General features: G+C 70.8%; 26 protein-coding genes. 4 read left to right on the top strand and 22 right to left on the bottom strand.

All coding sequences use genetic code 11. The annotated features are described in order from the left end of the window. Positions 1–11: 11 nt before the first annotated feature. From AMYNI_RS0121905 to AMYNI_RS0121895, 3 genes are read right to left on the bottom strand one after another with little or no spacing between them, the layout of a single operon-like run. Positions 12–512 (bottom strand): hypothetical protein, encoded by a 501-nt coding sequence (locus AMYNI_RS0121905; RefSeq protein ID WP_020670199.1) that lies wholly within the window; start codon positions 510–512, stop codon positions 12–14. A 10-nt stretch (positions 513–522) separates the two neighbouring features. Continuing rightward, positions 523–1338, bottom strand: a complete 816-nt coding sequence (locus tag AMYNI_RS45065; protein WP_020670198.1) for a restriction system modified-DNA reader domain-containing protein — start codon at positions 1336–1338, stop codon at positions 523–525. 1 nt (position 1339) lies between these two features. Next, positions 1340–1849 carry a hypothetical protein gene (locus AMYNI_RS0121895; RefSeq protein WP_020670197.1) on the bottom strand — a complete coding sequence of 170 codons (510 nt, stop codon included), beginning with the start codon at positions 1847–1849 and terminating at the stop codon, positions 1340–1342. Positions 1850–2191: 342 nt separating this feature from the next. On the opposite strand from AMYNI_RS0121895, the gene AMYNI_RS0121890 reads away from it, so the two are divergent. After that, on the top strand, positions 2192–2815 hold the full coding sequence (locus AMYNI_RS0121890) for a hypothetical protein (RefSeq protein WP_020670196.1): 624 nt from the start codon (positions 2192–2194) through the stop codon (positions 2813–2815). Between the two features lie 280 nt (positions 2816–3095). On the opposite strand, the gene AMYNI_RS0121885 is transcribed toward AMYNI_RS0121890, so the two are convergent. After that, positions 3096–3524, bottom strand: coding sequence for a hypothetical protein (locus AMYNI_RS0121885; protein WP_020670195.1), 429 nt, complete (start codon positions 3522–3524; stop codon positions 3096–3098). Between the two features lie 268 nt (positions 3525–3792). Between AMYNI_RS0121885 and AMYNI_RS0121880 the strand changes: the two genes are divergently transcribed. The 3 genes from AMYNI_RS0121880 to AMYNI_RS0121870 all read left to right on the top strand — a co-directional run bounded on the left by AMYNI_RS0121880 (position 3793) and on the right by AMYNI_RS0121870 (position 5067). Further along, positions 3793–4413, top strand: coding sequence for a MarR family transcriptional regulator (locus AMYNI_RS0121880; RefSeq protein ID WP_020670194.1), 621 nt, complete (start codon positions 3793–3795; stop codon positions 4411–4413). Between the two features lie 100 nt (positions 4414–4513). Then, on the top strand, positions 4514–4771 hold the full coding sequence (locus tag AMYNI_RS0121875; protein WP_020670193.1) for a hypothetical protein: 258 nt from the start codon (positions 4514–4516) through the stop codon (positions 4769–4771). After that, positions 4768–5067, top strand: coding sequence for a hypothetical protein (locus AMYNI_RS0121870; RefSeq protein ID WP_020670192.1), 300 nt, complete (start codon positions 4768–4770; stop codon positions 5065–5067). Before AMYNI_RS0121875 ends, AMYNI_RS0121870 begins: the two co-directional genes overlap by 4 nt. Before the next feature lie 461 nt (positions 5068–5528). Here AMYNI_RS0121870 and AMYNI_RS47360 read toward each other — a convergent pair whose 3' ends face one another. From AMYNI_RS47360 to AMYNI_RS0121780, 18 genes are all read right to left on the bottom strand, one after another. Further along, complete coding sequence (locus tag AMYNI_RS47360; protein WP_020670191.1) at positions 5529–5864, bottom strand: hypothetical protein; 336 nt, start codon at positions 5862–5864, stop codon at positions 5529–5531. 72 nt (positions 5865–5936) lie between these two features. Next, positions 5937–6404 (bottom strand): hypothetical protein, encoded by a 468-nt coding sequence (locus tag AMYNI_RS0121860; protein WP_020670190.1) that lies wholly within the window; start codon positions 6402–6404, stop codon positions 5937–5939. A gap of 55 nt (positions 6405–6459) precedes the next feature. After that, positions 6460–6606 carry a hypothetical protein gene (locus tag AMYNI_RS49170; protein ID WP_157357444.1) on the bottom strand — a complete coding sequence of 49 codons (147 nt, stop codon included), beginning with the start codon at positions 6604–6606 and terminating at the stop codon, positions 6460–6462. A 12-nt stretch (positions 6607–6618) separates the two neighbouring features. Continuing rightward, positions 6619–6750 carry a hypothetical protein gene (locus AMYNI_RS50545; protein ID WP_020670189.1) on the bottom strand — a complete coding sequence of 44 codons (132 nt, stop codon included), beginning with the start codon at positions 6748–6750 and terminating at the stop codon, positions 6619–6621. A gap of 30 nt (positions 6751–6780) precedes the next feature. After that, on the bottom strand, positions 6781–7020 hold the full coding sequence (locus AMYNI_RS0121845) for a hypothetical protein (RefSeq protein ID WP_157357443.1): 240 nt from the start codon (positions 7018–7020) through the stop codon (positions 6781–6783). A 44-nt stretch (positions 7021–7064) separates the two neighbouring features. Beyond that, positions 7065–7310 (bottom strand): hypothetical protein, encoded by a 246-nt coding sequence (locus AMYNI_RS0121840; RefSeq protein WP_020670187.1) that lies wholly within the window; start codon positions 7308–7310, stop codon positions 7065–7067. Positions 7311–7346: 36 nt separating this feature from the next. Next, complete coding sequence (locus tag AMYNI_RS0121835; RefSeq protein WP_020670186.1) at positions 7347–7769, bottom strand: hypothetical protein; 423 nt, start codon at positions 7767–7769, stop codon at positions 7347–7349. A gap of 27 nt (positions 7770–7796) precedes the next feature. After that, positions 7797–8144: a hypothetical protein gene (locus tag AMYNI_RS47355; RefSeq protein WP_020670185.1), complete on the bottom strand. Its 348-nt coding sequence runs from the start codon at positions 8142–8144 to the stop codon at positions 7797–7799. 747 nt (positions 8145–8891) lie between these two features. Continuing rightward, complete coding sequence (locus AMYNI_RS0121825; RefSeq protein ID WP_020670184.1) at positions 8892–11819, bottom strand: AfsR/SARP family transcriptional regulator; 2928 nt, start codon at positions 11817–11819, stop codon at positions 8892–8894. After that, the gene (locus tag AMYNI_RS50200) at positions 11816–12961 is read right to left on the bottom strand and encodes a hypothetical protein (RefSeq protein ID WP_020670183.1); all 1146 of its coding nucleotides are present in this window, start codon (positions 12959–12961) and stop codon (positions 11816–11818) included. The genes AMYNI_RS0121825 and AMYNI_RS50200 overlap by 4 nt, the downstream gene beginning before the upstream one ends. A gap of 20 nt (positions 12962–12981) precedes the next feature. Next, the gene (locus AMYNI_RS0121815; protein ID WP_020670182.1) at positions 12982–13428 is read right to left on the bottom strand and encodes a TadE family protein; all 447 of its coding nucleotides are present in this window, start codon (positions 13426–13428) and stop codon (positions 12982–12984) included. Continuing rightward, positions 13425–13898 carry a TadE/TadG family type IV pilus assembly protein gene (locus AMYNI_RS0121810; RefSeq protein ID WP_157357442.1) on the bottom strand — a complete coding sequence of 158 codons (474 nt, stop codon included), beginning with the start codon at positions 13896–13898 and terminating at the stop codon, positions 13425–13427. The genes AMYNI_RS0121815 and AMYNI_RS0121810 overlap by 4 nt, the downstream gene beginning before the upstream one ends. Further along, positions 13898–14323 (bottom strand): hypothetical protein, encoded by a 426-nt coding sequence (locus tag AMYNI_RS0121805; protein WP_020670180.1) that lies wholly within the window; start codon positions 14321–14323, stop codon positions 13898–13900. Before AMYNI_RS0121805 ends, AMYNI_RS0121810 begins: the two co-directional genes overlap by 1 nt. A 54-nt stretch (positions 14324–14377) precedes the next feature. Then, entirely contained in the window at positions 14378–14647 is a 270-nt protein-coding gene (locus tag AMYNI_RS0121800; protein WP_020670179.1) for a hypothetical protein, read from the bottom strand. A gap of 70 nt (positions 14648–14717) precedes the next feature. Further along, on the bottom strand, positions 14718–15623 hold the full coding sequence (locus tag AMYNI_RS0121795) for a type II secretion system F family protein (protein ID WP_026360753.1): 906 nt from the start codon (positions 15621–15623) through the stop codon (positions 14718–14720). Continuing rightward, entirely contained in the window at positions 15623–16549 is a 927-nt protein-coding gene (locus tag AMYNI_RS0121790; RefSeq protein ID WP_020670177.1) for a type II secretion system F family protein, read from the bottom strand. Before AMYNI_RS0121790 ends, AMYNI_RS0121795 begins: the two co-directional genes overlap by 1 nt. Continuing rightward, positions 16546–18072, bottom strand: a complete 1527-nt coding sequence (locus AMYNI_RS0121785) for a TadA family conjugal transfer-associated ATPase (RefSeq protein ID WP_020670176.1) — start codon at positions 18070–18072, stop codon at positions 16546–16548. Before AMYNI_RS0121785 ends, AMYNI_RS0121790 begins: the two co-directional genes overlap by 4 nt. Further along, positions 18069–18896, bottom strand: a complete 828-nt coding sequence (locus AMYNI_RS0121780) for a CpaE/TadZ family protein (RefSeq protein WP_020670175.1) — start codon at positions 18894–18896, stop codon at positions 18069–18071. The genes AMYNI_RS0121785 and AMYNI_RS0121780 overlap by 4 nt, the downstream gene beginning before the upstream one ends. Positions 18897–18913: the final 17 nt, after the last annotated feature.

The raw sequence follows: 18913 nt of genomic DNA, 5'->3' as shown, positions 1-18913 counted from the left end.
CCAGGGAGCAGTCACCCTGCCGCGCGTCGGTGGCGATGTGTGTTCGGGCGGCGAAGATCAATGCCGAGACCGGCCAGCTCGTGGGCGGCGTTGCGCAAGGCGCGGTGGTCGGATGCGGTACACGGGAGGGTGTAGATCTGCCCACCGGGCACCTCCACCCGCCAGTGCTTGCCGCGGCGGGCGAGCCCACACCCGGCCGTACGCAGGCGGGCGCGGAGTTCGCGCCAGGTGGTCGGCCAGACGGTTCCGGCCCCACCACGGCGCCCGCGCCGGCGTGCCGGCGCGGGCCGCACGCGCGCCGGGCGCGGGCTGGCGGGTTCGCTGGCGGTGTGGAACGCGACATAGCAGACCACGCCGTCGGCGCGCACGCGTAGTTCGCAGTCGTGGCGCCGATAGCGGAACAAGCCCGGCGAATCACGGACCGGGGCGGTCCAGTGCGGGCTGCGGAAGGTGGCGAGCACGGCCCGCTTCGCGTCCGGCGTGGACACTCGGCAGACCGCGCCCGGGGTCATGCGGGGCACTTCACCCCGCGGCATGAAATCCGTCCATAGTGGACTTGTATTCGGTGCGGAGGTCCAGAAGGGTATGGCCGTCGCGGGCGCGGCGCCAGAACCTCCAGCCGGTCTGGTTCGGGCTGCCCAGCGCGTCGGTCGCGCCCGAGGGCGTGGCGAACACCCGCCCGTCGTCCAGCCGCAGCATGCCCTGAGCGGTTACCTGACCGGTCCAGTGCACCCCGAGACCGGGCCGCCGGTAGACAAGCTCGTCACCGGCGGCCACCAGGCCCGCGTCGAGCAGGTCACGCAAGCCGACTCGCCGCGCCGACCGGCTACCGAACACCCGCATCGGCCGCCGCGCGGGCGGGTCGGCTTCCCCGGCGGCGATGGAGGCGCCCATGATGGCCGCGGCGACGGGGGCTACCACGGCGGGCCAGTCGCGACCGAGGCGAGGCCACGTTCCCGCGGGCATCCACCGGCCGTGGTCGGCCACCGCGAGCCGCACAGCCACCGCATCGGCGCCGGCCTCGGCCGCCTCGTCCGCGGCGGGCAGGGCCAACTGGAGGACGAGGTCGCCATCGCACCCGGACGCCGGGTAGGCATGCTCGCACCAGTGCCCGGCGAATAGCACGACCTCGCCGCTGGCAGCCCACCGGTCCGCGGCGGTGACCAGCAGCGCCCAGGCACCGGGCGGCATCCGCATCGGGACCGCCTGGATGCCGCCGTCGGCGATCAGCACCGCGGCCTCGCGGCCCAGCCCTTCCGCGACCCGCAGGTCCGCGAGGCGTCGCCCGCCGCCCGCCGGGTCGGGTGTGGCAGGGGCGACCTCCAGCCGGACGGTCACGTCACGCCACCCCCTCGACCGCGCCCCACGCGGTATCCGGCCCGGGCGCGGCGGTCGCCACGGGGACCAGGTCGGTGCGGCGCACCGAGTGAATCCGTAACCCGGCCCGGTAGATACCCGACCGCGAGGCACCCGCCGCCTCGGCGATCCAGCCCCGCGCCTCCGCGACAGTGGTGAACGGGCCGACGAACAGCGCGAGCCGCCGGGCGGGCGGGTCGATCAGCAGCGACACCACCACCGCGCCCGCCGTGTCCGGGTCGGTGTCGTGCGCGGCGAGCAGGTCCGCGACCGGGGCGGGCAGTTCAATCACGTCGCCGGTCAGCTCCGCGGTGGCGCGGGTGGTGAGCGGGTCGGTGTCCGGCGGGTGCAACGCGACGGCGCGAGCGAAGGTGCCCTCGTCGTCGGTGAGCCAGTCGGCAGCCACCGCCGCGTCGCCGTGCGAACCGAACGTGCCGTACACGTCGAAGTCACCGGCGCACACCGTCAGGGTGGCGAACAGGGGCGCATTCATGGGTCGGCGTTCCTTCCGTGTCAGGGGTGCCGAGGGCAGGTCAACCGGATCGACGCTCGACTTGGCGTGGAATGTCAAGCACCGCAACGGAAACGGGCTCGTGGTGCTGTGGTCGCCGGTCTGTGACTGACAGCGGTATCTCTCACTTGTCACTGCTTTCTGTCACCAAGATCCGGTGCGGAATCGTCGGCTGTGACTGAGCGTTCCGGTTGGCCAGTCGAGCGTGGTAGGAGTACGTGCCCGAACTCTCGGTTCGATGAAGGGGTGCAGGCCGTGCGAAGATCACTGATCTGTGCCCACGCTACGAAGGCCAGCATGGCCCCACACTCCAGGAGGTACGCCGTGACCTTCGCGGTCGGCTTCTTCGACCTGTTCAGCTTCGCGATCCCGGGAGCCTTGCAACTGTCACTCATCGTCTATGTGCTCAGCCGACTGCACATTGCGGGCCTCAGCGCCGTGGCCGCCATGCCCGCGGCACTGCTCGTGGTCGCCGCCGTAGCGGCCAGCTACGTGCTGGGGAATATCTTCCATCCCCTGGGCGCCCAACTGGAGCGGCTGCTGCCCCGCTGGCGTGTGCGCCCGGACGCGGCCAGGCGGGAGTTCCTCGCCAGGGTTCCCCAGGCGCAGGATCGGCCCTACGTGCACGCCGACCCGGCCTTGCTGCTGGCCGCGGCCGAACAGCACAACAAGGACGCGGTCGGCGACATCGGCAGGATGCGCGCGCTGTCGGTCATGCTGCGCAACATCGCGTTCACGCTCATCGTCGCGATGGTGGCCGCGCTGGCCGAACTCGCTGTCGGCGGACACAAGCTGCTCGCGGGCTGCTGCGCGGCATTGTTGCTCGTCGCCGCGCTGGGCGCGATGCGGGAGGGGCGAAAGCTCCAACACGTGTCCAGGCTGAAGACCCTGGAGGTGTGCTTCTGGATACCCAGCATCGACGAACCGCTCGCCATCGACCGCCCCTGACGAACTCCCGGCATTGACCGCCCATGCCGGGCAGCGCGACCCTGGCCAACCAGGCCGCTCAACTAGCCAACCGGAACGCTCAGTCACATCGGCGCTGGTCGAGCTGGTGACAACAAGGCTGGCATCCGCGTTTGGTGACAAGTAGGGCTGGCCGTCGGTGACAACCAGCGGTGACCACCGGGCCTGAAAGTCCAGGTCGACCCAGGCGTGCGGTGGCAGATGTCGGTGGCGGTCACACGGTCGTCTCGAACGGGCGACCACGGCACACGGCGTCGAGTCATCAATCGTAGTAACGCATGGTTCCGATGAACCCGCCGATAACGGCGCCGGAGTCGGACATGACCTCGACCGCGATGAGGAACCGGCACCGGTCGGGCCGCAGGCGCTCAACCCGGTTGTAGTGGCTAGCCAGCTCGAACACGCTCCTGATCGTGTCGTCGATGACGTCGCTCTCGGTCCCGGTGGGCGCGGACGGGATCGCCAGCCCGGACACCGCGACCCGCACGACGCCCTGTGGGCCGGATTCGTCGGCCGTGACGTCGAACTCGGCCCCGCGGGCGATCAGGTCATCGCCCTGGACGTCGAGGAGGTCGCGGTCCAGCAGTTTCGCTACCTCGGGCAGCGACAGGGTGGCCGTGTCGTCGTACTGGTCGCCGATCACGTAATCCACGGGCTGTTCGGCCGTGGTCGCGGGGTCGGTGTGCAGCATGGTTGCGGTTTCCTTTCCGTGGGGGTGTTGCGCGGTTCCCGCGCGTCCACATGGACGCTCGACTCGCACGTAATGTCAAGCGGCACAACGAAAAACGGCCACGGTAGAAAGATGACTGTCTTGTTTGGACGGGGCCGTTGACTTCATGTCGGGATCGAGCGTTGATGGACGCGTAGCCCGCACGACCCCGGTAGCGCGCCGGAGGGCTACAAGCCCCCGGGGGCATGACCATCCACAACCAACACCCGATCAAAGGGGGTGCATCGTCATGCCACGCACCACGAAAACCACCAACACCGCGAAAGCCGCGACGGCGACGAAAGCCACCGCGAACGGCAACACCGGCCCGTCGGCCGCGGACAAGCTGCGCACCGCGTTGCGCCGCAACCCGGGCACGACCGCCCGCGAGCTGGCCGAGCTGGCGGGCATCGGCGGCTCGACCGCGACCAAGCTCCTCGCCGCCTGGGTGACCGACGGGCAGGCCGTGCGGCAGCCCGACGAGGACACCGGCGGACGCAAGGCCACCGCCCGCTGGTCGGCCCCGGAGCCGGTCGACGACAGCCCGAAGCCCCGCCAGCGCGAGACGACCTCGACACGGCAGACGAAGGCCGACACCGCCGAGAACACGGTGACCGCGGCGACTGCGGCGAAGTCGGGCACCGGCACGCCGCCGAGCGGCAGGCTGCCCAAGGGCGCGCTGCACGGCCTGGTCGAGGACTTCCTGTCCGAGCCCGAGCGGCGTGACAACGCCTACACCGCCGGCGAGATCGGCCGCAAGCTGGTCCGATCCTCCGGGGCGGTGCGCAACGCGCTGGACAAGCTCACCGAGCAGGGCACCGTCGCCCTGGTCCAGGACGAGCCGCGCCGCTACCAGCTCGCCGCCCACTGACCCACCACCACCCGGAGGTACGGGGCGCGCCACCGACCACCCGGCGGCGCGCCCCGATCCGGCATTGCCGTCGATGCCTCGTCGAAGAAGGGACTTTGCCGTGCAGCTCACCCCGCCCTATCCGCTGCCCCTCTTGCGGGCGGCCCACCGCGGGACCGACCGCGGCCACGAACTCACCGTCGTGGCCGCGATCCCTCAGGCCCACCGTGCCGCCGACATACCCCGCTGGGTGTCCGGGCCGGTGATCGGGATCGGGTCACTGATCAGCGTGCACGACCGCGCAACCGGTCGGCTGGTCGAGGACATCCATGCTGCGTGGATCACCCACGCGACCGTCGAACGGGAGCGGCAGCGGTGACCCGCCGCACGTACCGGCGCGGCGACACCACCACCGAGCCCGCCGTGCTCCTGCGCCGCGCCGGCATCCGCTACGCCGTGCTGACCTACCCGTGCTGCGGCAGCCGGACCTGGGTCGACGTCGCCCTGCTGGCCTACCACTGGCTGGTACCCGACCGGCCCCTGGTCATGTGGTGCGGGCGCCGTTATGACCACCGCAAGCTGCCCGGCCATGGGGGATGCGACTGGCCCTGGACCATCACCATCACCCCGACCGACGACGGCGACAGCCCCGCCAGCTTCACCTGGACCGCGTAAGGGCGTGCTGCTACCCCGACGACCCACCGCGGGCCGTCGGGGTAACAGCACGTCTACCGAGACGCGGGATAAGACCGTGACCGGTCAGCAGGGCGGAGTACGCCGGCCCACGCTTACACCCACCGTCCATTGTGGACTCCGGATGTGTACGCGCGTTGCTCGGTGCGCGGCCATGGCGTGTGAGCCTTCGAGTGCGCGGAGTTCGTCGGAGGAGTCAGCCAGCTCAGCGTGCTGCAACTCGGCCTCACTCGTCTAGCGGACTTCTTCAAGATCGAGGATGCCGCACGGGCTCAGTTCCTTGGCGTGTCCGGCCTTGTAGACGCGGACCTGGCCGTAGCCGGGCGCGGCGACCTAGGGCGTCCGAGGTGGGGTCGGCGCACTGTCGGCACGCTGGGCCGTCGTAGCGCATGCGCGCATGGCGTGCGGAGCGATCCCGGTACGTTTCGCGCCGGCGAAGGAAGTCAGTTCTGGTTCAGGGCGTGCGCCGGTTCCCACGCGGCGGTGCGGGTGCGGCGGATCCACACCCGGCCGCCGTCGAAGGTGTACGCGAGGTCGGCCAGCTCGCTGTAGTCGTACCGGTCGACTTGGTCGGGCAGGTAGGCGTGGCCTACCCATTGCTCCCATATCCGCAGGAACGCTGTGACCGCGACGCGGTAGCCGTTCTCGGTGGTGGCGTCGAGCGGTTGGTGCTCGGCCTCTGCGGCGGCCAGCCCGCCGGTCACCCCGTCGCCCCGCACGGTGCCGATCCACTCGGCGTTCTCGCCTCGGCCGACATAGAAGGCGGCGTAGTTCGTCATGACAGATCCTTTCTATCCACTATGGACATACAGCGAGTTGTGGAGCTGGCGTGTTCGGTGTCGTGCGGGGCGCTAGCGGCAGGCTTCTTCGCGGAGCAGCACCTCGCAGGGGTCGCCGGGGACACCCGCGAAGCCGTCGAGCACGCGGTTAAAGTTCTCGCGGGTTTCCGGTGGCCCGGCCGGGTCGGTGGTCGCCTGCTGCCAGGTGTCGGCGTGGCGGCGTGCCCAGGAGCCGGAGTGGCGGCGTAGCCAGGTGCGTCCGGCGGCGTAGGTAAGGCTGTAGGAGGGCAGCACCAATCCCGGACCCATGCTGGCGGGGTCGCGACCAGGCCCGTGGAGGTCCTCCCATTCGTCGACGAGGTCGGTGATACCGGCGAGGTAGGTGCCGAGGTCGGTGGCTTCGAGCGCGTCCCGGCCGGGGTCGAGGGAGGCGATCATGATCGGCAGCCGGTCGGGGTGGACGTTGATCGCGTACATCGTCGCTAGCCAGATGGCGTCGTCGGGGTCGCGCCCGAGGTAGATCTCTACGCTGTGGAGCATGGGAACCTCCTTACATGAGTCCACTGTGGACTCACTGCTGCTGGTTGCGGTTGCCTTACACGTTCTGGGGGCGGTCGAGGTCGAGGTCGTGCGGGAACCCGAGCACGGCGAAGGCCTCCTCGTAGGTGTCGGCGGTCACTTCTCGCCTGGGGTACCTCCACCGGCCGTGCGGGCCGGGCTGGTCAGGCAGAAAATCGACCATCCGGCACGCGACTCACGAGCGGCCCGCGTAGTAGGCGATGGCCGTCGGGTGCCCGTAGGCGGTGCGCAGGTACCCCGTAAGGAACTCCACGTGGATGCCGTAGTCCAGCGGAGTGATTTCGCGGGTGGCGGTATTTGCGGTCACGGGGCCCTCCCGGGTTGCGACGATGTGCGGCTAGTGGTCAGTGTCGGCGGGCGCGTTGTGCAGGGCAGTGATCCGCCGTGCGGTATCGCCGGTCGGGTTACACCTCACGCAGCGCCATGCCACGCCGATTCGTGCGAAGCCGGACTCCGCGAGCGTTCGGGGAATCCGGTAGCGGAACTCGTGCCCGCACAGCAGGCGCACGGTCTGGATGACGATGTCGGTGGCGCCTGCCACACTTGCAGGTGAGCAGCTGTCTTCAGTGGTAGCCATCGGCGCCACCCCTTTCCGAATTTAAGTCCACTGTGGACTCTGGTCTAGTCGTCGTCGGCGTCGCAGCAGGGGCATGAATCGGTCAGGCAGTAGCCGTGCCCGCAGTCGGTCCGGCTAGCGATATCCCGACCCGGTCCCCAGATGAAGTAGACGTCGTACTGTCGGACGTCGCGCCGGGTGATCGTGCGGGCGAGCACGTCAGCCGGGGGTACGGGTGCCTGTTCGACCTCGCGGGCCATGTGCTCACGGAGAGCCTTCATGCCGGCCTTGAACGCCTCGTTCATGGTCACTACGCCTCTTTCTGTCTACTATGGACATATGGGTTTTCAGACGCCGTCCGGGTAGATTCGCCCGTCCGGACCTGTCCGTCGCCGGGGATGCGCACGCGGGTACTTGCGGTCGGCAATCCGAGTCAGCGCCGCGTCGATTTCTTGATTGGTCCAATGCCGCCCGGGGCGCACGGTTCCGGTCGTCGTCTGCTGTCCACTGTGGACGTTGGTGGCTAGGTCGGGTTCGGCTGCGCGCAGGGTGGCGTCGAGCACCTCGGGGGGTGCGCCGTTGATCAGGGTTGTCCAGCGGATCAGGCGGGCGCGGTCGGCGGTGAGGGCGGTCACGGTGAGCGAGCCTTCGCGGTCGGTGATGGTCACCGTGACCTGGCCGCCTGGGCTGTGGAATGTTTCGTAGTCGTCATCGGGCTCGAATTCGTAGCCTTCGAGTATCCGGAAGTAGTCGAACATGATCTTCGTCATGACTTCTCCTCAGCATCTACTGTGGACTCATTTGGGGTCGAGGGCGGCTTTGACGTCGGGGTGGTCAGCCGCCGGTAGCCAGGTGTGATCGGGTCGCCGGATCCAGACCCGGGTGCCGTCGAAGGCGTACACGTAGTCGGTATCCAGCGGCGGGGTGTCGCCGCGGTGCCGCGGGTAGATCGCAGCTCCGTGCCCGTCGTCCTCCCACACGGTCAGCAGGTCGTCGACCGCGTCGCGGAAGGTGTCCGGGTCGGTGGCGGTCAGGGCCAGGCGCCCGGGGCCGACCGCGGCCACGCCCGCCGGGTAGCTGTCACGGTGCAGGGTGCCGAACCAGGCGCCATTGACCTTGGTTACAAATTGGGCGTAGGTGCTCATGCGTTTTCCCGTTTGTCGTTCGGACACATTTCCGGCGAGGTGCGTAATTGTTGGGTTTGCGGTTTCCGTTCCCGCTGATATTTCCACGCTAGCTCGATGCGGCAGGGCACGCAATGACCGGGCGCGGATTTTTCGGGGGTTTTTGACTAGCCGTGTCGCGCGCATGACGTGCGCGAATGCGCGCCCGCGCGCACGTAGGGGCCGGCCGCACGGGGGAATTATTGCGCGTTTCCGCCGTTTTTCGGCGGACAGGTTGTGTGTCGCATTCTGCGACACACAACAGCGGCGAAAGCCGCAGCGAGGTGACCAGTATGTGAGGTGAGAGGTCCGTACGGAGTGGTTATCGTGACCAGTCTGGCTCGCCAGCCTCCTAGCGCAAGGCGGGTTGAGCTGCGGTGTTGTGGAGTGCAAGGGGGTCAGTGGGGGGTCATCCTTGAGATGACGTGCCGTCGACGTCCAGGACGACGCCCCGGACGACCCCCTCCCGACACCGGGATTGGCGGCTGTCTCGCCCTCGAACGGCCTGCTGTTGCCGCGGGCGCTCGCCGAGAGATCTGCACTCATTGCGACATAAAGGCATCCGGGCGCAGACTTCAACTTTGCCCACCATTGCGGCCGGGCAATGTAGTTCTGTCGAGAGAAAGCGAACTTGTTCATTGCGCGTACCTGGTTTGCCGGTGCTGGGTATTTCGTTGTGGTCTGGGACCGCAGTGGAGCACACCTTTATGTAAAGCGGAAGCGGGGTAACTACCGCTGCGGTACGGGCGTCTTATCGAGTAGTGCGGTGGTGTCGGGATCGGGTTCGAGGTCGATATCGCGCAGAGTGGTGTGCAGGCGCCGGTAGGTGGTGTGGGCGGCGTCGAGGCGGCCGAGGTCGCGCTGCAGCGCGATGGTGCGGCGGTAGAGGGCTTCGGTGTAGGGATCCCAGGTGATGGCGACGGCGAGGGCGTCGAGCGCCTCGTCGGGGTTGGTCTCGCGGACTTCGCAGGCAAGGGCGACGAGGGCGTCGACGGCCTGGCTGCGCCAGTGCTCGGCCACAGGTTCGGCCCACGAGTACGGTGCCCCGTCCAGCGGTGCTCCGGCCCGGCACACACGAACGAGGCGGCGCAGCGCCTCCATGCGAGTGCCGGGGTCGTTGGTGGTGCGGGCGCGGGTAAGCACGTCTTCCAACTCCCACACGTCGGCGGTGACGATATCCGGGTCGAGGCGGTAGCGGCCGGACTCGGCGACCACGAACACGGCCCCGTGTTCGCCGGTGGCTGTGCGCAGCGCGGAGCGGGCGTAGGAGATGGCCTCATGCAGCCGCGCAGCGGGTTGGTCGGGCAGGACTGCCTCGCGCAGCGTGTCCGCGGTGATGCCGCGGGGGTGGGCGGCGAGGTAGGCCAGGACCTCCCGGGCGCGGGCACGCAGCCCGCGGACGTGGCCGCCGTGCGCGTGCATGCGCACCCCGCCAAGCAGCCGCATCACCACGGCCGGTTCGTCCTCGTCTGCCGCCGTCGTGGCGTGCCCCTTGCCCTGCGGGGTGCCGGCAGCGGCAGCGGAGTCCACGCCGCGGTCGCCGTGGGCGCCGTCCACGGTGGTGTCGTCGTGGGGTTGGCGGGGCTCGGGGGTGCGGGCGGCGGCCAGCAGGTGCCAGATCTCGCCTGCTTCAGCTGGGGTGAGGGTTTCGGCGCGTGCTCCGGCCACCGATTCGGTGCCGGGGCCGTGCGCGGCGGTGATGGTGCCGTCGGCGTCGAGGGCCAGCTGCGTGAGGTCGCCGGTCTCGTGAAGCTGGTCGTCGCTCAGGAGCAGGGCGTGGATGCCGACCGTGCGGCCTTGGTCGCCGATCGTGGCCCATTCCCGCCGGTACTGCGGAGTCGGACGGGCTGCCACCACCAGCAGCGGCACCGGGCCGGCGCTGCCGCCGAGCCGCTCCTGGTGGCCTTCGTCGCCGTGGAGGTCGGCGTCGAGTTGGTCGTCGTCGCGCAGCCGGGTACGGCGGGCGAGCTCGGTGCGCAACCGCGCCAGCGCCGCGGTCTCGTCGTCGGTGACCTCGACCCCGGGAGCCTGCTGCAGCACGGCCAGGCCAGCGCCTCCGGCGACCAGCTCGGCGGTGGCGGGATCGGCCAGCAGCGCACGGGCCGGGTAGCGTGCGTCGACGGCCAGCACGGTGGCCAGCACCGCGCGGGCAGCAGACGCGGCACCGGGGCCAGTCAGCGCGAGCCCGGCCGTGGCCGACAGATCCAGCGCCAGGGCGCCGCCGCTGGTGTGGGCGGTGATCACGGGTGCGGGTGGCGGCCAGACCCGTCGCCGCCCGGCCACGAGGGTGCCGGATGTGACGCTGTGGTCGACGGCATCGTCGCGATCGTCCTCGTCCGGCTCGGTGTCGTGACCAGGTGTGGCGCGCTGCGCGGCGTGATCGAGGGCGGCGATCACCGAACCGGGCCGCGCGAAATCAGACGGCCCCGGGAGGTGACCGGCTACCGACGTGAGTCGGCCCGGGGTGCGGCGAGCGCGCCGCCGCCGCCGCGCGAGCACGAGCAGGACGGCAATGCTCAGCGCCAGGCCGAGCCCGACCAGCCCACCACCGGGAAGCCGCACTGGGCTGTTCTGGTCAGCCTGCGCGCCCTCGCCGTAACTGGTGGGTGGCGCTGCCGCTGTCGGTGAACTGCTGCTCGGTGGCGCGGGCGGCGGTGGGGCCAGGCTGGGCGGAGCGGCCGGTGGTCCGGGCGCCGCGGGGGCTGGTGCTGCGGCCGGTAGGTGGATCTGCCAGCCGGGCAGGAGCCGGTCGGGGTGGCGCAAGACGCGCCCGTCCGGTTGCAGGAGCCCGCGGTTGGCGTCGAACAGCGCAGGCCACGCATCGGCGTCGCCGAGTTCGCGTTCGGCGATAGCGGAAAGGGTGTCGCCGGGCTTCAGCGGCACGGTACGGCCTCTGGCCCCGGCTGTCGGGGGATCCGCGGGCAGGTTCGTCGCATCCGGTGGCAGCAGCAGCACATCGTGCGGATACAGCTCGTGCGAGTCGGGGATGCGGTCGGCGTTGAGGCGTTCGATGTCGTGGTAGCGGCGGCCATCGCCAAGGTGGTACTCGGCCAGCCCCCACACCGTGTCTCCCGGGTGGACGGTGATGCGCGGGCAGTCTGGCCGTGCGGACGGATCCACCCAGCTCCGACTCGGCCTGTGCTGTGCCGGCGGGACCGTCTGCTCCGACACCGGCCCGGCGGTGGCGTGAGTCTGCGGGGGAGGCCGGTGCGGCGCGGTGGCCACGATGGGACTACTGGTCGTGGCTAAGGCGGACGCGGTACCCGCGGAGGTGGCGACCAGGACGGCGGCGACGAGTCCGGCGATCCACCGGCCGCGCGGAACCCGGGCCAACAGCCCGCGGGCAGCGCGGACTCCGTGCCCGGTCTGGCGAATCACTTCGACCACCACGGACACCGTCAGCGCCAGCCAGCCCGTCCACGCCACGGCCACAGTCAGCCAGATCACGAGGTCGCCGGTGATCCACGCCCAGCGCAGGGTGTTCCAGATCCGCTCGGGCCACTGGTCGATCGGGGCCGGATCCGGCCAGCGGTCGGGAATCAGGCGGGCGGGGTCGGCGCCGAGTGCAAGAAGTCCACTCGGGATGCCAGCGAGGAAGGCGAGCAGGGCCAGCGCGGCGAGCACGCCGCGCAGCCGCTGCGCTGCCGGGGAGGTCATGGCAGGCCGCCGTCGCGGGTGCCGACGCCGAGCTGCGCAAGCGCGGTGCCGGTGGCCTGTGTGCTGTCGCCGAGCAGCCCGATGGTGGTGGGTGCGGTGACCGTGACGGTCACGCGCACCGCGCGGGCTCCGGCGATGGTGACCTGGCCGGGGTGTCCGGCGCGGGCGAGGTAGTCGGCCGCGGCGCGGGCGACGGTGGCGGTGTCCACGCCGACGCTCGGGCTGCGGGTGTCCACGGCGGTGTTGGCCGCGCGGGCGGCTTCAGCGGCGAGGGCGTCGGCGCGGGCGATGGCCCGCAGCCGCGCGGACCCGTCCACCACCAGAGCCAGGACGAACAGCAGGGCGGGTATCAGGACCGCGACCATCACGCTCACCGACCCGGCATCCCGCGGTCTGGATCCGGGGTTGTGGGGTGTTTCCCAGGGAAACACCCCAGCATTGGTGATATCGCGTGCCGCGGTGATCGTGGCCCACGTCTGCTGGCACGCGTCCTCGGCGATCGCGGCGACCCGCGGCAGGTCGTGGCGAACAGCCGAGGTGAGTTGGTCGAGGTCGGAGAGTTTGGTGTGCCACTCGGTGACGAGGGTGGCGCAGTCTTCGAGCCGGCTGGCGATCCGAACCAGATCGCTGTCCTGACTTTGGGCGAACATGCCGTTCACATAAGGGTGGACGTGGTACAGGTAGTCGAGGGCATCCCAGGCCACCTGGTGGATCGTGGCGCGCAGGTCGTCGGCGAGCCAGCAGGTGGCCGGGGTGGTGTCGACGGTGTGGGCAGCGGCGAGGATGCGGCGCGCGAAGTGCACGGTGGCAGGGGGAAGGCCGGCGAAATCGTCGGACCGGTAGGACTGGTGGCCGGGTCGCCGGTCGAGTTCGGGATCGTGCGCGAGCCAAGTGTAGGCGCGCTCGGCGACCGTCCAGGCGACCAGGGCCATGTTGGCGATGACCATCGGGCCCACCGCAGTGAGGAACCCGAGCACGATTCCGGCGGTGCCGACCGTGAGCGCGAGCAGATGGTTAGGGCGGATCATCGTGCGCAGCCCCGGCCTGACTTCGCGTCGTGTTGAGCCGGGACGCCAGAGCACCAGCTGCTCATCGCCGGGCGGCATCGCGTGTCCTTTGAGGACGGGCAGGTGCGCGGTCATGTCGGTCACCTCACGGTTTCTCAGGTGCCGCGGTACGGGTCAACGGGGCTGGTGAAGGTACTGGTGATCGTGCGCGTGCCGGCGGGGACGGGCAGGGCGAGATCGCTGAGCTGGACGCGGCAGGTCACGGTGGCCCGGACGTGACCAGCGCGGCCGACAGCGATCTGGCCGGCGTCGACCGCCACACTCGAGTCCTGGCAGGTGAGTCCTTCTCGCCCGAGCCGTTCGCGGGCAACCGCCGCTCCGGCTTGCTGTGCCGCGGCGGGACTGCGGGCGATTGAGGCGGCCCGCGCGGCGGCGGTGGCGGCGTTGTCGACCGCCTGCTGCGCCGAGGAGGTGCGGGCGCCGGCGATGATCAGCAGCCCGACGAAGAGCACGGCCGGCACCAGCACGGCGGCTTCGACGCTGACCGAACCGGCGTCGCTCCACCGCGGCCAGGCGCGGGGTGTCCGGGTTTCGTGGCTCACGATCTGCCTCCGGCGGCCAGCACGGGCACGGTGAACCGCTCCTTCGGTGCCTGCGCGTTCGCTTGGACGCGGATCTGAAGGCCCGGGATCGGCAGCAGGCGGAGGGCGGTGCCGGATACCGCGACCTGGACGTTGTCCGCGGTGACGGTGGCGTGGACCTCGGGTGCGGTGAGTAGGCCGCGGCCGGCGCGGTCGGCGAACGAGCGCGCCGCGCCGGTCGCCGTAATGTTCGTGGCACCGACCGGGCGCCCGGCATCCACACCGGCCTGGGCGGCTTGCGCGGCCACGGCATACGTGTGCCACCACAGGCCGCCCTGCACAGCCGACACCATCAGCAGGAACACGACGGGGAACAGCACGGCCAGCCCCACCGACTCCGCCCCGCCGTCGTCGTCCACCCAGGCCCGGCAGAAAGCCCGTATCCGTGTCCATACCGGACGATCCACCGGGTCGGGTGGCGTCGGTGCCATCACGTCACCTCCGCGGGCGTGTTCGCCGCGTCGTTGCGCGCGAGGGGAACTTCCTGCAGTGGGGAGGTTTTCCCGTTCGTCGGCGCTCGTGGCGCGGCCGGTTTCTGGTGTGCAGCGTTTTTGGCGCCGGGTGAGCTGGCTGCGGGTTTCTTTCGCTTGGGGCGTGGGGTTTTCCGGCTCTCCAGCCATCGGGTGAGGTCGGCGGCGGGTACGTCGGTGAAGGTGGCCAGCTCCCCGATCTCGATGACATCGCCAGACTCCACAAGCACGTCACCGAGTTCGCGTTCGACGTTGTCGAGTTGTTCTGCGATCTCGGCGCGACGGGCTGCGAGTGCGCCGATCTGCTGTGCCGCGGTGGACCTTTTCGCGCTCCGGGCGGTGTCGGCCTCGTCGACACGACGTTCGATCTCCTCAGTCGTAGCCATCCTGGTTCCTCCCGTCGTTGACGTCTACACAAGGCATCCAGTGCCGCGAGGTGATCACGGCTGTGTGGGAGGCTTGATCTGTCCCTGAAAGTTCTCCACAACAGCGCGGATGACGAGCCCGAGCCCAACCGCGAGCGCCAGACAGACGGCGACGAGCACGGCCTTTTCCACGGATTCCGATCCACGATCGCCCGAAGCACGCACCCGCTCCCTGCGGTTCTGCACCGTGGCAACCAGAACCATCGCCATTGCAGTCAGGGTGAGCGCAGCCTGCGCAGTGTGGTGTCGGGCCGCGGTGAGGCAGCGGTCTAAGGTCTTGGTCATCAGTGTTCAACTCCTTCATGTTGCACGGGATTGGTTGTGCCGTACCGGTTTCTGGCACCAACCCGCATGGTTAGCCGCCGCCTGTCATCAGGCGGATCATGGCCGGGTACATGACCAGCAGCAGGAACGCGACCAGCAGCAGCGCGACCGGGAGTGCGAGTCGTTGGGAGCGTGCGTTGGCGTCGGCTTTGTCTCCGGCTAGCGCGGCGGCGCGCAGTGCTCCGGCTTTGGCGATCAGGGTGGTGTAGATGGCGGCGCCGTCGGCGGCGGTGGCGAGGATGTCTGCCAGGTCGGCGAGTTCGACCACTCCCATCCGTTTTCCCAGTCGGGATAAGGCTTCCCAGGGGGTGTGTCCGGCGCGCATGGCCCGGCCGAGAGTGCGGCTGATCCGGGCGAACACCCAGGAGTCCCCGACCGCGGCGGCTTCGCCGAGTGCTTGGCTGGGGGCGCGGCCGGTGGCGCGTTCCTGCGCCACGAGGTCGAGATAGGCGGCGGTGGCGCGGCGGAACTCCTCCCGGGCCCGGGAGGCGTCCTCCCGCACGGCCAGGACCGGCACCGCCGACCCGGCCACGGCCGCAACCACCACGGCCGCCATTACGACGGTGCTGGAGAAGGCGACGCCGCCGAGCCACGCCAGCCCGGCGACCGCGAGAACCGTCGCGGTGGCGCCGGCTGCCCAGGTCAGGCGCCGGGCGAGGTAGCGTTCGGCGGTCTGATCGAGCACGTCGAGGTCGGCCCCGGGGATGCCCCACCAGCGGTTCGACGACCTGGCCGAGTACCCGGCCAGGCGCTGGATCCGTGTCGACCAGCGGCTCGGTGGCGGGGCACCGTCGGCGCGGCGGCTGGTGCGGTCATCCAGTTCCGCGACCGCGGCGGCGACATTGACCGGCGCCGGCCCCACCACCGCCAGGATCACGCAGACCAGAGCCAGCCCGGCCAGCGCACCGAGCACGGCGGCAGTAATCCCGGGATTCATCACCGCACCTCCGCATCAGGGCGGGAGACTGCGAACAACGTGCGCTTCGGTTTCGGTGCGCTGGCCGGGATACGCGAAGTCGCGCCCAGGAGCCGCGGCGGGCGGCGGGTTCGGGTCAGCAGGTGCATCCACCATCCGGCCGCGCCCAGCAGACCGCCGATCCCGGCCATCACGAGCTGGCCGAGCAGGTCGTGGAACGGGGTGAGGAACTCGTGGGCGAACACCACCAGCCCGGCCAGCAGGACGGTGGTGATGCCGAGGATGGCGCGGACGTCGGTGCGGGGTTTCGCGCGGTCGGCTTCGATGTCGCGGCGGGCGACGACCTCGCGTTCCAGGGCGGTGGCTTTGGCGTCGAGGATGTCGACCAGGCCGCGTCCACCCGCGCGGGCACGCAAGATCAGCGCGAGGACCACTTCGTCGGCGGCCTCATCACCGACGTCTTCGGCGAACGCGCGCAGCGCGGATTCCAGGCCGCGGGTGCGCAGCCGCACCGCCAACGTCTCCACCTCGCCGGCCAGGGCCTCGGGGGCGGTCCGGGCCGAGCTGGCGATCGCCTGCTCCAGCCCACCAGCGCCGGAGGCCAGCACGTCAGCCAGCCGCCGTACCCAGCTCGCCAGTGCATCCAACCGCGCGATGACCCGCTGCGCGTCGCGCCCGCGGGCCAGGATCGGCGCCATCACCACCGCGGCGACGGCCAGGATCGTGGCGACCGGCCAGCCGGTGGCCCACCACACCACCACGCCCACGGCGAGCGCCACCAGCACCCGCCGCAGCGGAACCCGCGCCACCAGATGCCGCCAGCCCGCCGCCTGCCGCCGAGCGGGCTCGCCCGTCGTCGGCGCAGTGGGCGGCAGGAACGCCGCGATCGCGCAGACAACCGCCAGAACCGCGGCCACGCCGAGCAGACCCGGCCACACGCTCGTCATCGCGGACCTCCGTCCGGGAAGCCGGTGACGTACCCGGTGCCGGCACCGGCGGTGTCGAGCTGGGTGCGGTCGAAACCGTTGCGCTCCAGGCGATCCAGCAGGTCACGGCTCGGGGCATACGCCGGCACCGCGCGGCCATCGGCCGGGCGTGGGGCGAAGATCCGGGTGGTGTCTGGTCGGCCGGAATCGCCGACCGGGCCGACCTCGATCACTTCGGAGACGAACCGTTCCCGGCGGCGCGCCCTGGGGTGGTTGTGGTCGGTGCGGGTGACGTGCACGATGAGGTCGATGGCCGAGGCGGTCCATTGGTGGGCGGCCTCGATCGCCAGCGGCGGATCGGCCAGCTGCCCCAGCGCCCCGATCCGGTCGAACACCGCCGACGCGGACGTGGCGTGCAGGGTGCACATGCCGCCCACAGCCCCGTTGCCCAGGGCACGCAGCATGGCGGTGACTTCCCCGGCCCGGACTTCACCGACGATGACCCGGCTCGGCGAGTGGCGCAGCGTCTGCTTGAGCAGATCATCGAGCGAGATCTCCCCGATCCCTTCCGAGTTCGCGGGACGTGCCTCCAGCGGTGTGACCAAGGGGCGGGAACCCAGGTGCAGGCCGAGTTCGTACTCCTCCTCGACGGTGACCACGTGCTCGAAGGGCGGGATCTCGGTGCACAACGCCCGCAACAGGGTGGTTTTCCCGGCGGCGGGGCCGCCGGAGACGATCAGGTTGCAGCCCGCGCGCACCGCCGCACGCAGAAACGAGGCGATCAACGGGTCGAGCGTGCCGTTCTCGATGAGATCGTTCAGGCCGACGTCGACCAGGCGGTGGCGGCGGATCGCCACCCGCGGCCGGTCGGACACCTCCATCACCGCCGCCACCCGGGCACCCAGCGGGCCACCAGCGCCGATGCGGAGATTTCCCAGCGGGCGCCCGGCGTTGAACTCCCGGCTGGTTTGGCCCTGGCGGGCGAACATCGCCGCGAGCATCTCCACCAGCTCGGCGTCGGTGTCGGCCACCGGATGCGGCCACCGCTGGACTGAGCCGTCGGCCAGTTCCAGGAACACGTGGTCGCAGCCATGGACATGGATGTTCTCCACGTCGTCGCGGTCCAGCAGCTCCTCCAGTGCGCCCAGCCCGGACAGGGCGGCCACCACGGCACGCACCAGCCGGCGCTCGTCCTCGACCGGCAGCGGCACCTGCCCGGCGGTGGCGCGGCGCTGCACCCAGGCCGCGACCTCTTCGGCCGCGTACGCGCGCACCCGCACCTGCTGCTCCTCGACTGACAGGGGCGCGTCCAGATGCGTTTCCCCGGCGGCGACCCGTTCCAGCCGGGCCGCGACCGACTCCCGGATCGCGCGGACGGCCTGCGGGTCGAGCCGTCCCTCCAGGGCACCGTTCTGCGGTTCCCCGGGCGCCGGCGGTACCGCTGGCGGGACTCCCGGTCCATGGCCGTGGGAGGGCGTCAAGGTGATCGGATACGGGTAGTCGGTGGGTCCGGCAGGGCGGAATCCGTTGTGCGGCACCGTCATCGGATGCCTCCGGGCAGCAGGCTCGCCGAAGCCGGCGGGACCGGAGCGCGCACTTCGGCCGGCGTGTAGGTGTGGTAGGTGCCGTGCAGTCGGCGCGCCGTGCGGCGCACGTCGCGCAGCAACAGCGAGCGACGTGGGGGTGCGCCTGCGTCGAGGCCGTCGGAGAACACCGCCGCCGTCCGCACGTCCACGGGAACCTCGACGGCGACCTCCCGGCCCAGCGCGGCACGGACTTCACGGGTGCCCGCCGGGGTCGTGGCGCACACCGCCAGTCCCAGGCGCTCCGGCACGATCCGTGCGGCGAGCTCGGCCAGCACCGGGCGCGCGGCCAGCACGTGCCGCTGGGTCGGGCGCACCGCCACCAGCACCACATCCGCCGCCAGCAGCAACGGCCACGGCGTCGCCGCGCCGTAACGGCCGAGATCGACCAGCGCGTCAGCCGGGCGACCGGTCGCGGTCTTGAACGCCGCCAGCGCCACGGTCAGTCGTGTCCACCCCGGGGCGCCGACAGCGGCGTGCTGGCCTGGCGCCGTCAGCCCGGCCAACAAGCCGACATGCCGAACTGGGGGCACCGGCTGCACATGCTCCCTCAGCGTCGCCGGGTCACCGGCCGTCGCGTGCCGAGTCGCGGTGGCGTGGGACAAGACCCCGCGGTCGGTGCGGACCGTGCCGTCGACGACCCACTGGCCCAGCCAGCCCGGGGCCAGATCACCCCCGGCCGGGTCACAGTCGGCCAGCAGCGCCGGCGCGGGCCAGGCAGCCGCCAAAGCGGCCAGCGTCGTGGTCGCACCGGGCGCTCCCTTACCCGAGACGATCGTGATCATTGCCAACACCCTCACCG

The sequence above is a fragment of the Amycolatopsis nigrescens CSC17Ta-90 genome, from assembly GCF_000384315.1.
Lineage (GTDB): Bacteria > Actinomycetota > Actinomycetes > Mycobacteriales > Pseudonocardiaceae > Amycolatopsis > Amycolatopsis nigrescens.
Note: the sequence above shows the minus strand (reverse complement) of the source record. Positions and strands in the feature narration are given on the sequence as shown.

Bases quoted from the DNA above. Each gene is read 5' to 3' on its own strand.
- AMYNI_RS0121905 (WP_020670199.1), bottom strand. From the start codon at position 512: ATGACCCCGGGCGCGGTCTGCCGAGTGTCCACGCCGGACGCGAAGCGG.
- AMYNI_RS0121895 (WP_020670197.1), bottom strand. From the start codon at position 1,849: ATGAATGCGCCCCTGTTCGCCACCCTGACGGTGTGCGCCGGTGACTTC.
- AMYNI_RS0121885 (WP_020670195.1), bottom strand. From the start codon at position 3,524: ATGCTGCACACCGACCCCGCGACCACGGCCGAACAGCCCGTGGATTAC.
- AMYNI_RS0121880 (WP_020670194.1), top strand. From the start codon at position 3,793: ATGCCACGCACCACGAAAACCACCAACACCGCGAAAGCCGCGACGGCG.
- AMYNI_RS47360 (WP_020670191.1), bottom strand. From the start codon at position 5,864: ATGACGAACTACGCCGCCTTCTATGTCGGCCGAGGCGAGAACGCCGAG.
- AMYNI_RS0121860 (WP_020670190.1), bottom strand. From the start codon at position 6,404: ATGCTCCACAGCGTAGAGATCTACCTCGGGCGCGACCCCGACGACGCC.
- AMYNI_RS49170 (WP_157357444.1), bottom strand. From the start codon at position 6,606: ATGGTCGATTTTCTGCCTGACCAGCCCGGCCCGCACGGCCGGTGGAGG.
- AMYNI_RS0121845 (WP_157357443.1), bottom strand. From the start codon at position 7,020: ATGGCTACCACTGAAGACAGCTGCTCACCTGCAAGTGTGGCAGGCGCC.
- AMYNI_RS0121835 (WP_020670186.1), bottom strand. From the start codon at position 7,769: ATGACGAAGATCATGTTCGACTACTTCCGGATACTCGAAGGCTACGAA.
- AMYNI_RS47355 (WP_020670185.1), bottom strand. From the start codon at position 8,144: ATGAGCACCTACGCCCAATTTGTAACCAAGGTCAATGGCGCCTGGTTC.
- AMYNI_RS0121825 (WP_020670184.1), bottom strand. From the start codon at position 11,819: ATGACCTCCCCGGCAGCGCAGCGGCTGCGCGGCGTGCTCGCCGCGCTG.
- AMYNI_RS50200 (WP_020670183.1), bottom strand. From the start codon at position 12,961: ATGACCGCGCACCTGCCCGTCCTCAAAGGACACGCGATGCCGCCCGGC.
- AMYNI_RS0121810 (WP_157357442.1), bottom strand. From the start codon at position 13,898: ATGGCACCGACGCCACCCGACCCGGTGGATCGTCCGGTATGGACACGG.
- AMYNI_RS0121805 (WP_020670180.1), bottom strand. From the start codon at position 14,323: ATGGCTACGACTGAGGAGATCGAACGTCGTGTCGACGAGGCCGACACC.
- AMYNI_RS0121800 (WP_020670179.1), bottom strand. From the start codon at position 14,647: ATGACCAAGACCTTAGACCGCTGCCTCACCGCGGCCCGACACCACACT.
- AMYNI_RS0121795 (WP_026360753.1), bottom strand. From the start codon at position 15,623: ATGAATCCCGGGATTACTGCCGCCGTGCTCGGTGCGCTGGCCGGGCTG.
- AMYNI_RS0121790 (WP_020670177.1), bottom strand. From the start codon at position 16,549: ATGACGAGCGTGTGGCCGGGTCTGCTCGGCGTGGCCGCGGTTCTGGCG.
- AMYNI_RS0121785 (WP_020670176.1), bottom strand. From the start codon at position 18,072: ATGACGGTGCCGCACAACGGATTCCGCCCTGCCGGACCCACCGACTAC.
- AMYNI_RS0121780 (WP_020670175.1), bottom strand. From the start codon at position 18,896: ATGATCACGATCGTCTCGGGTAAGGGAGCGCCCGGTGCGACCACGACG.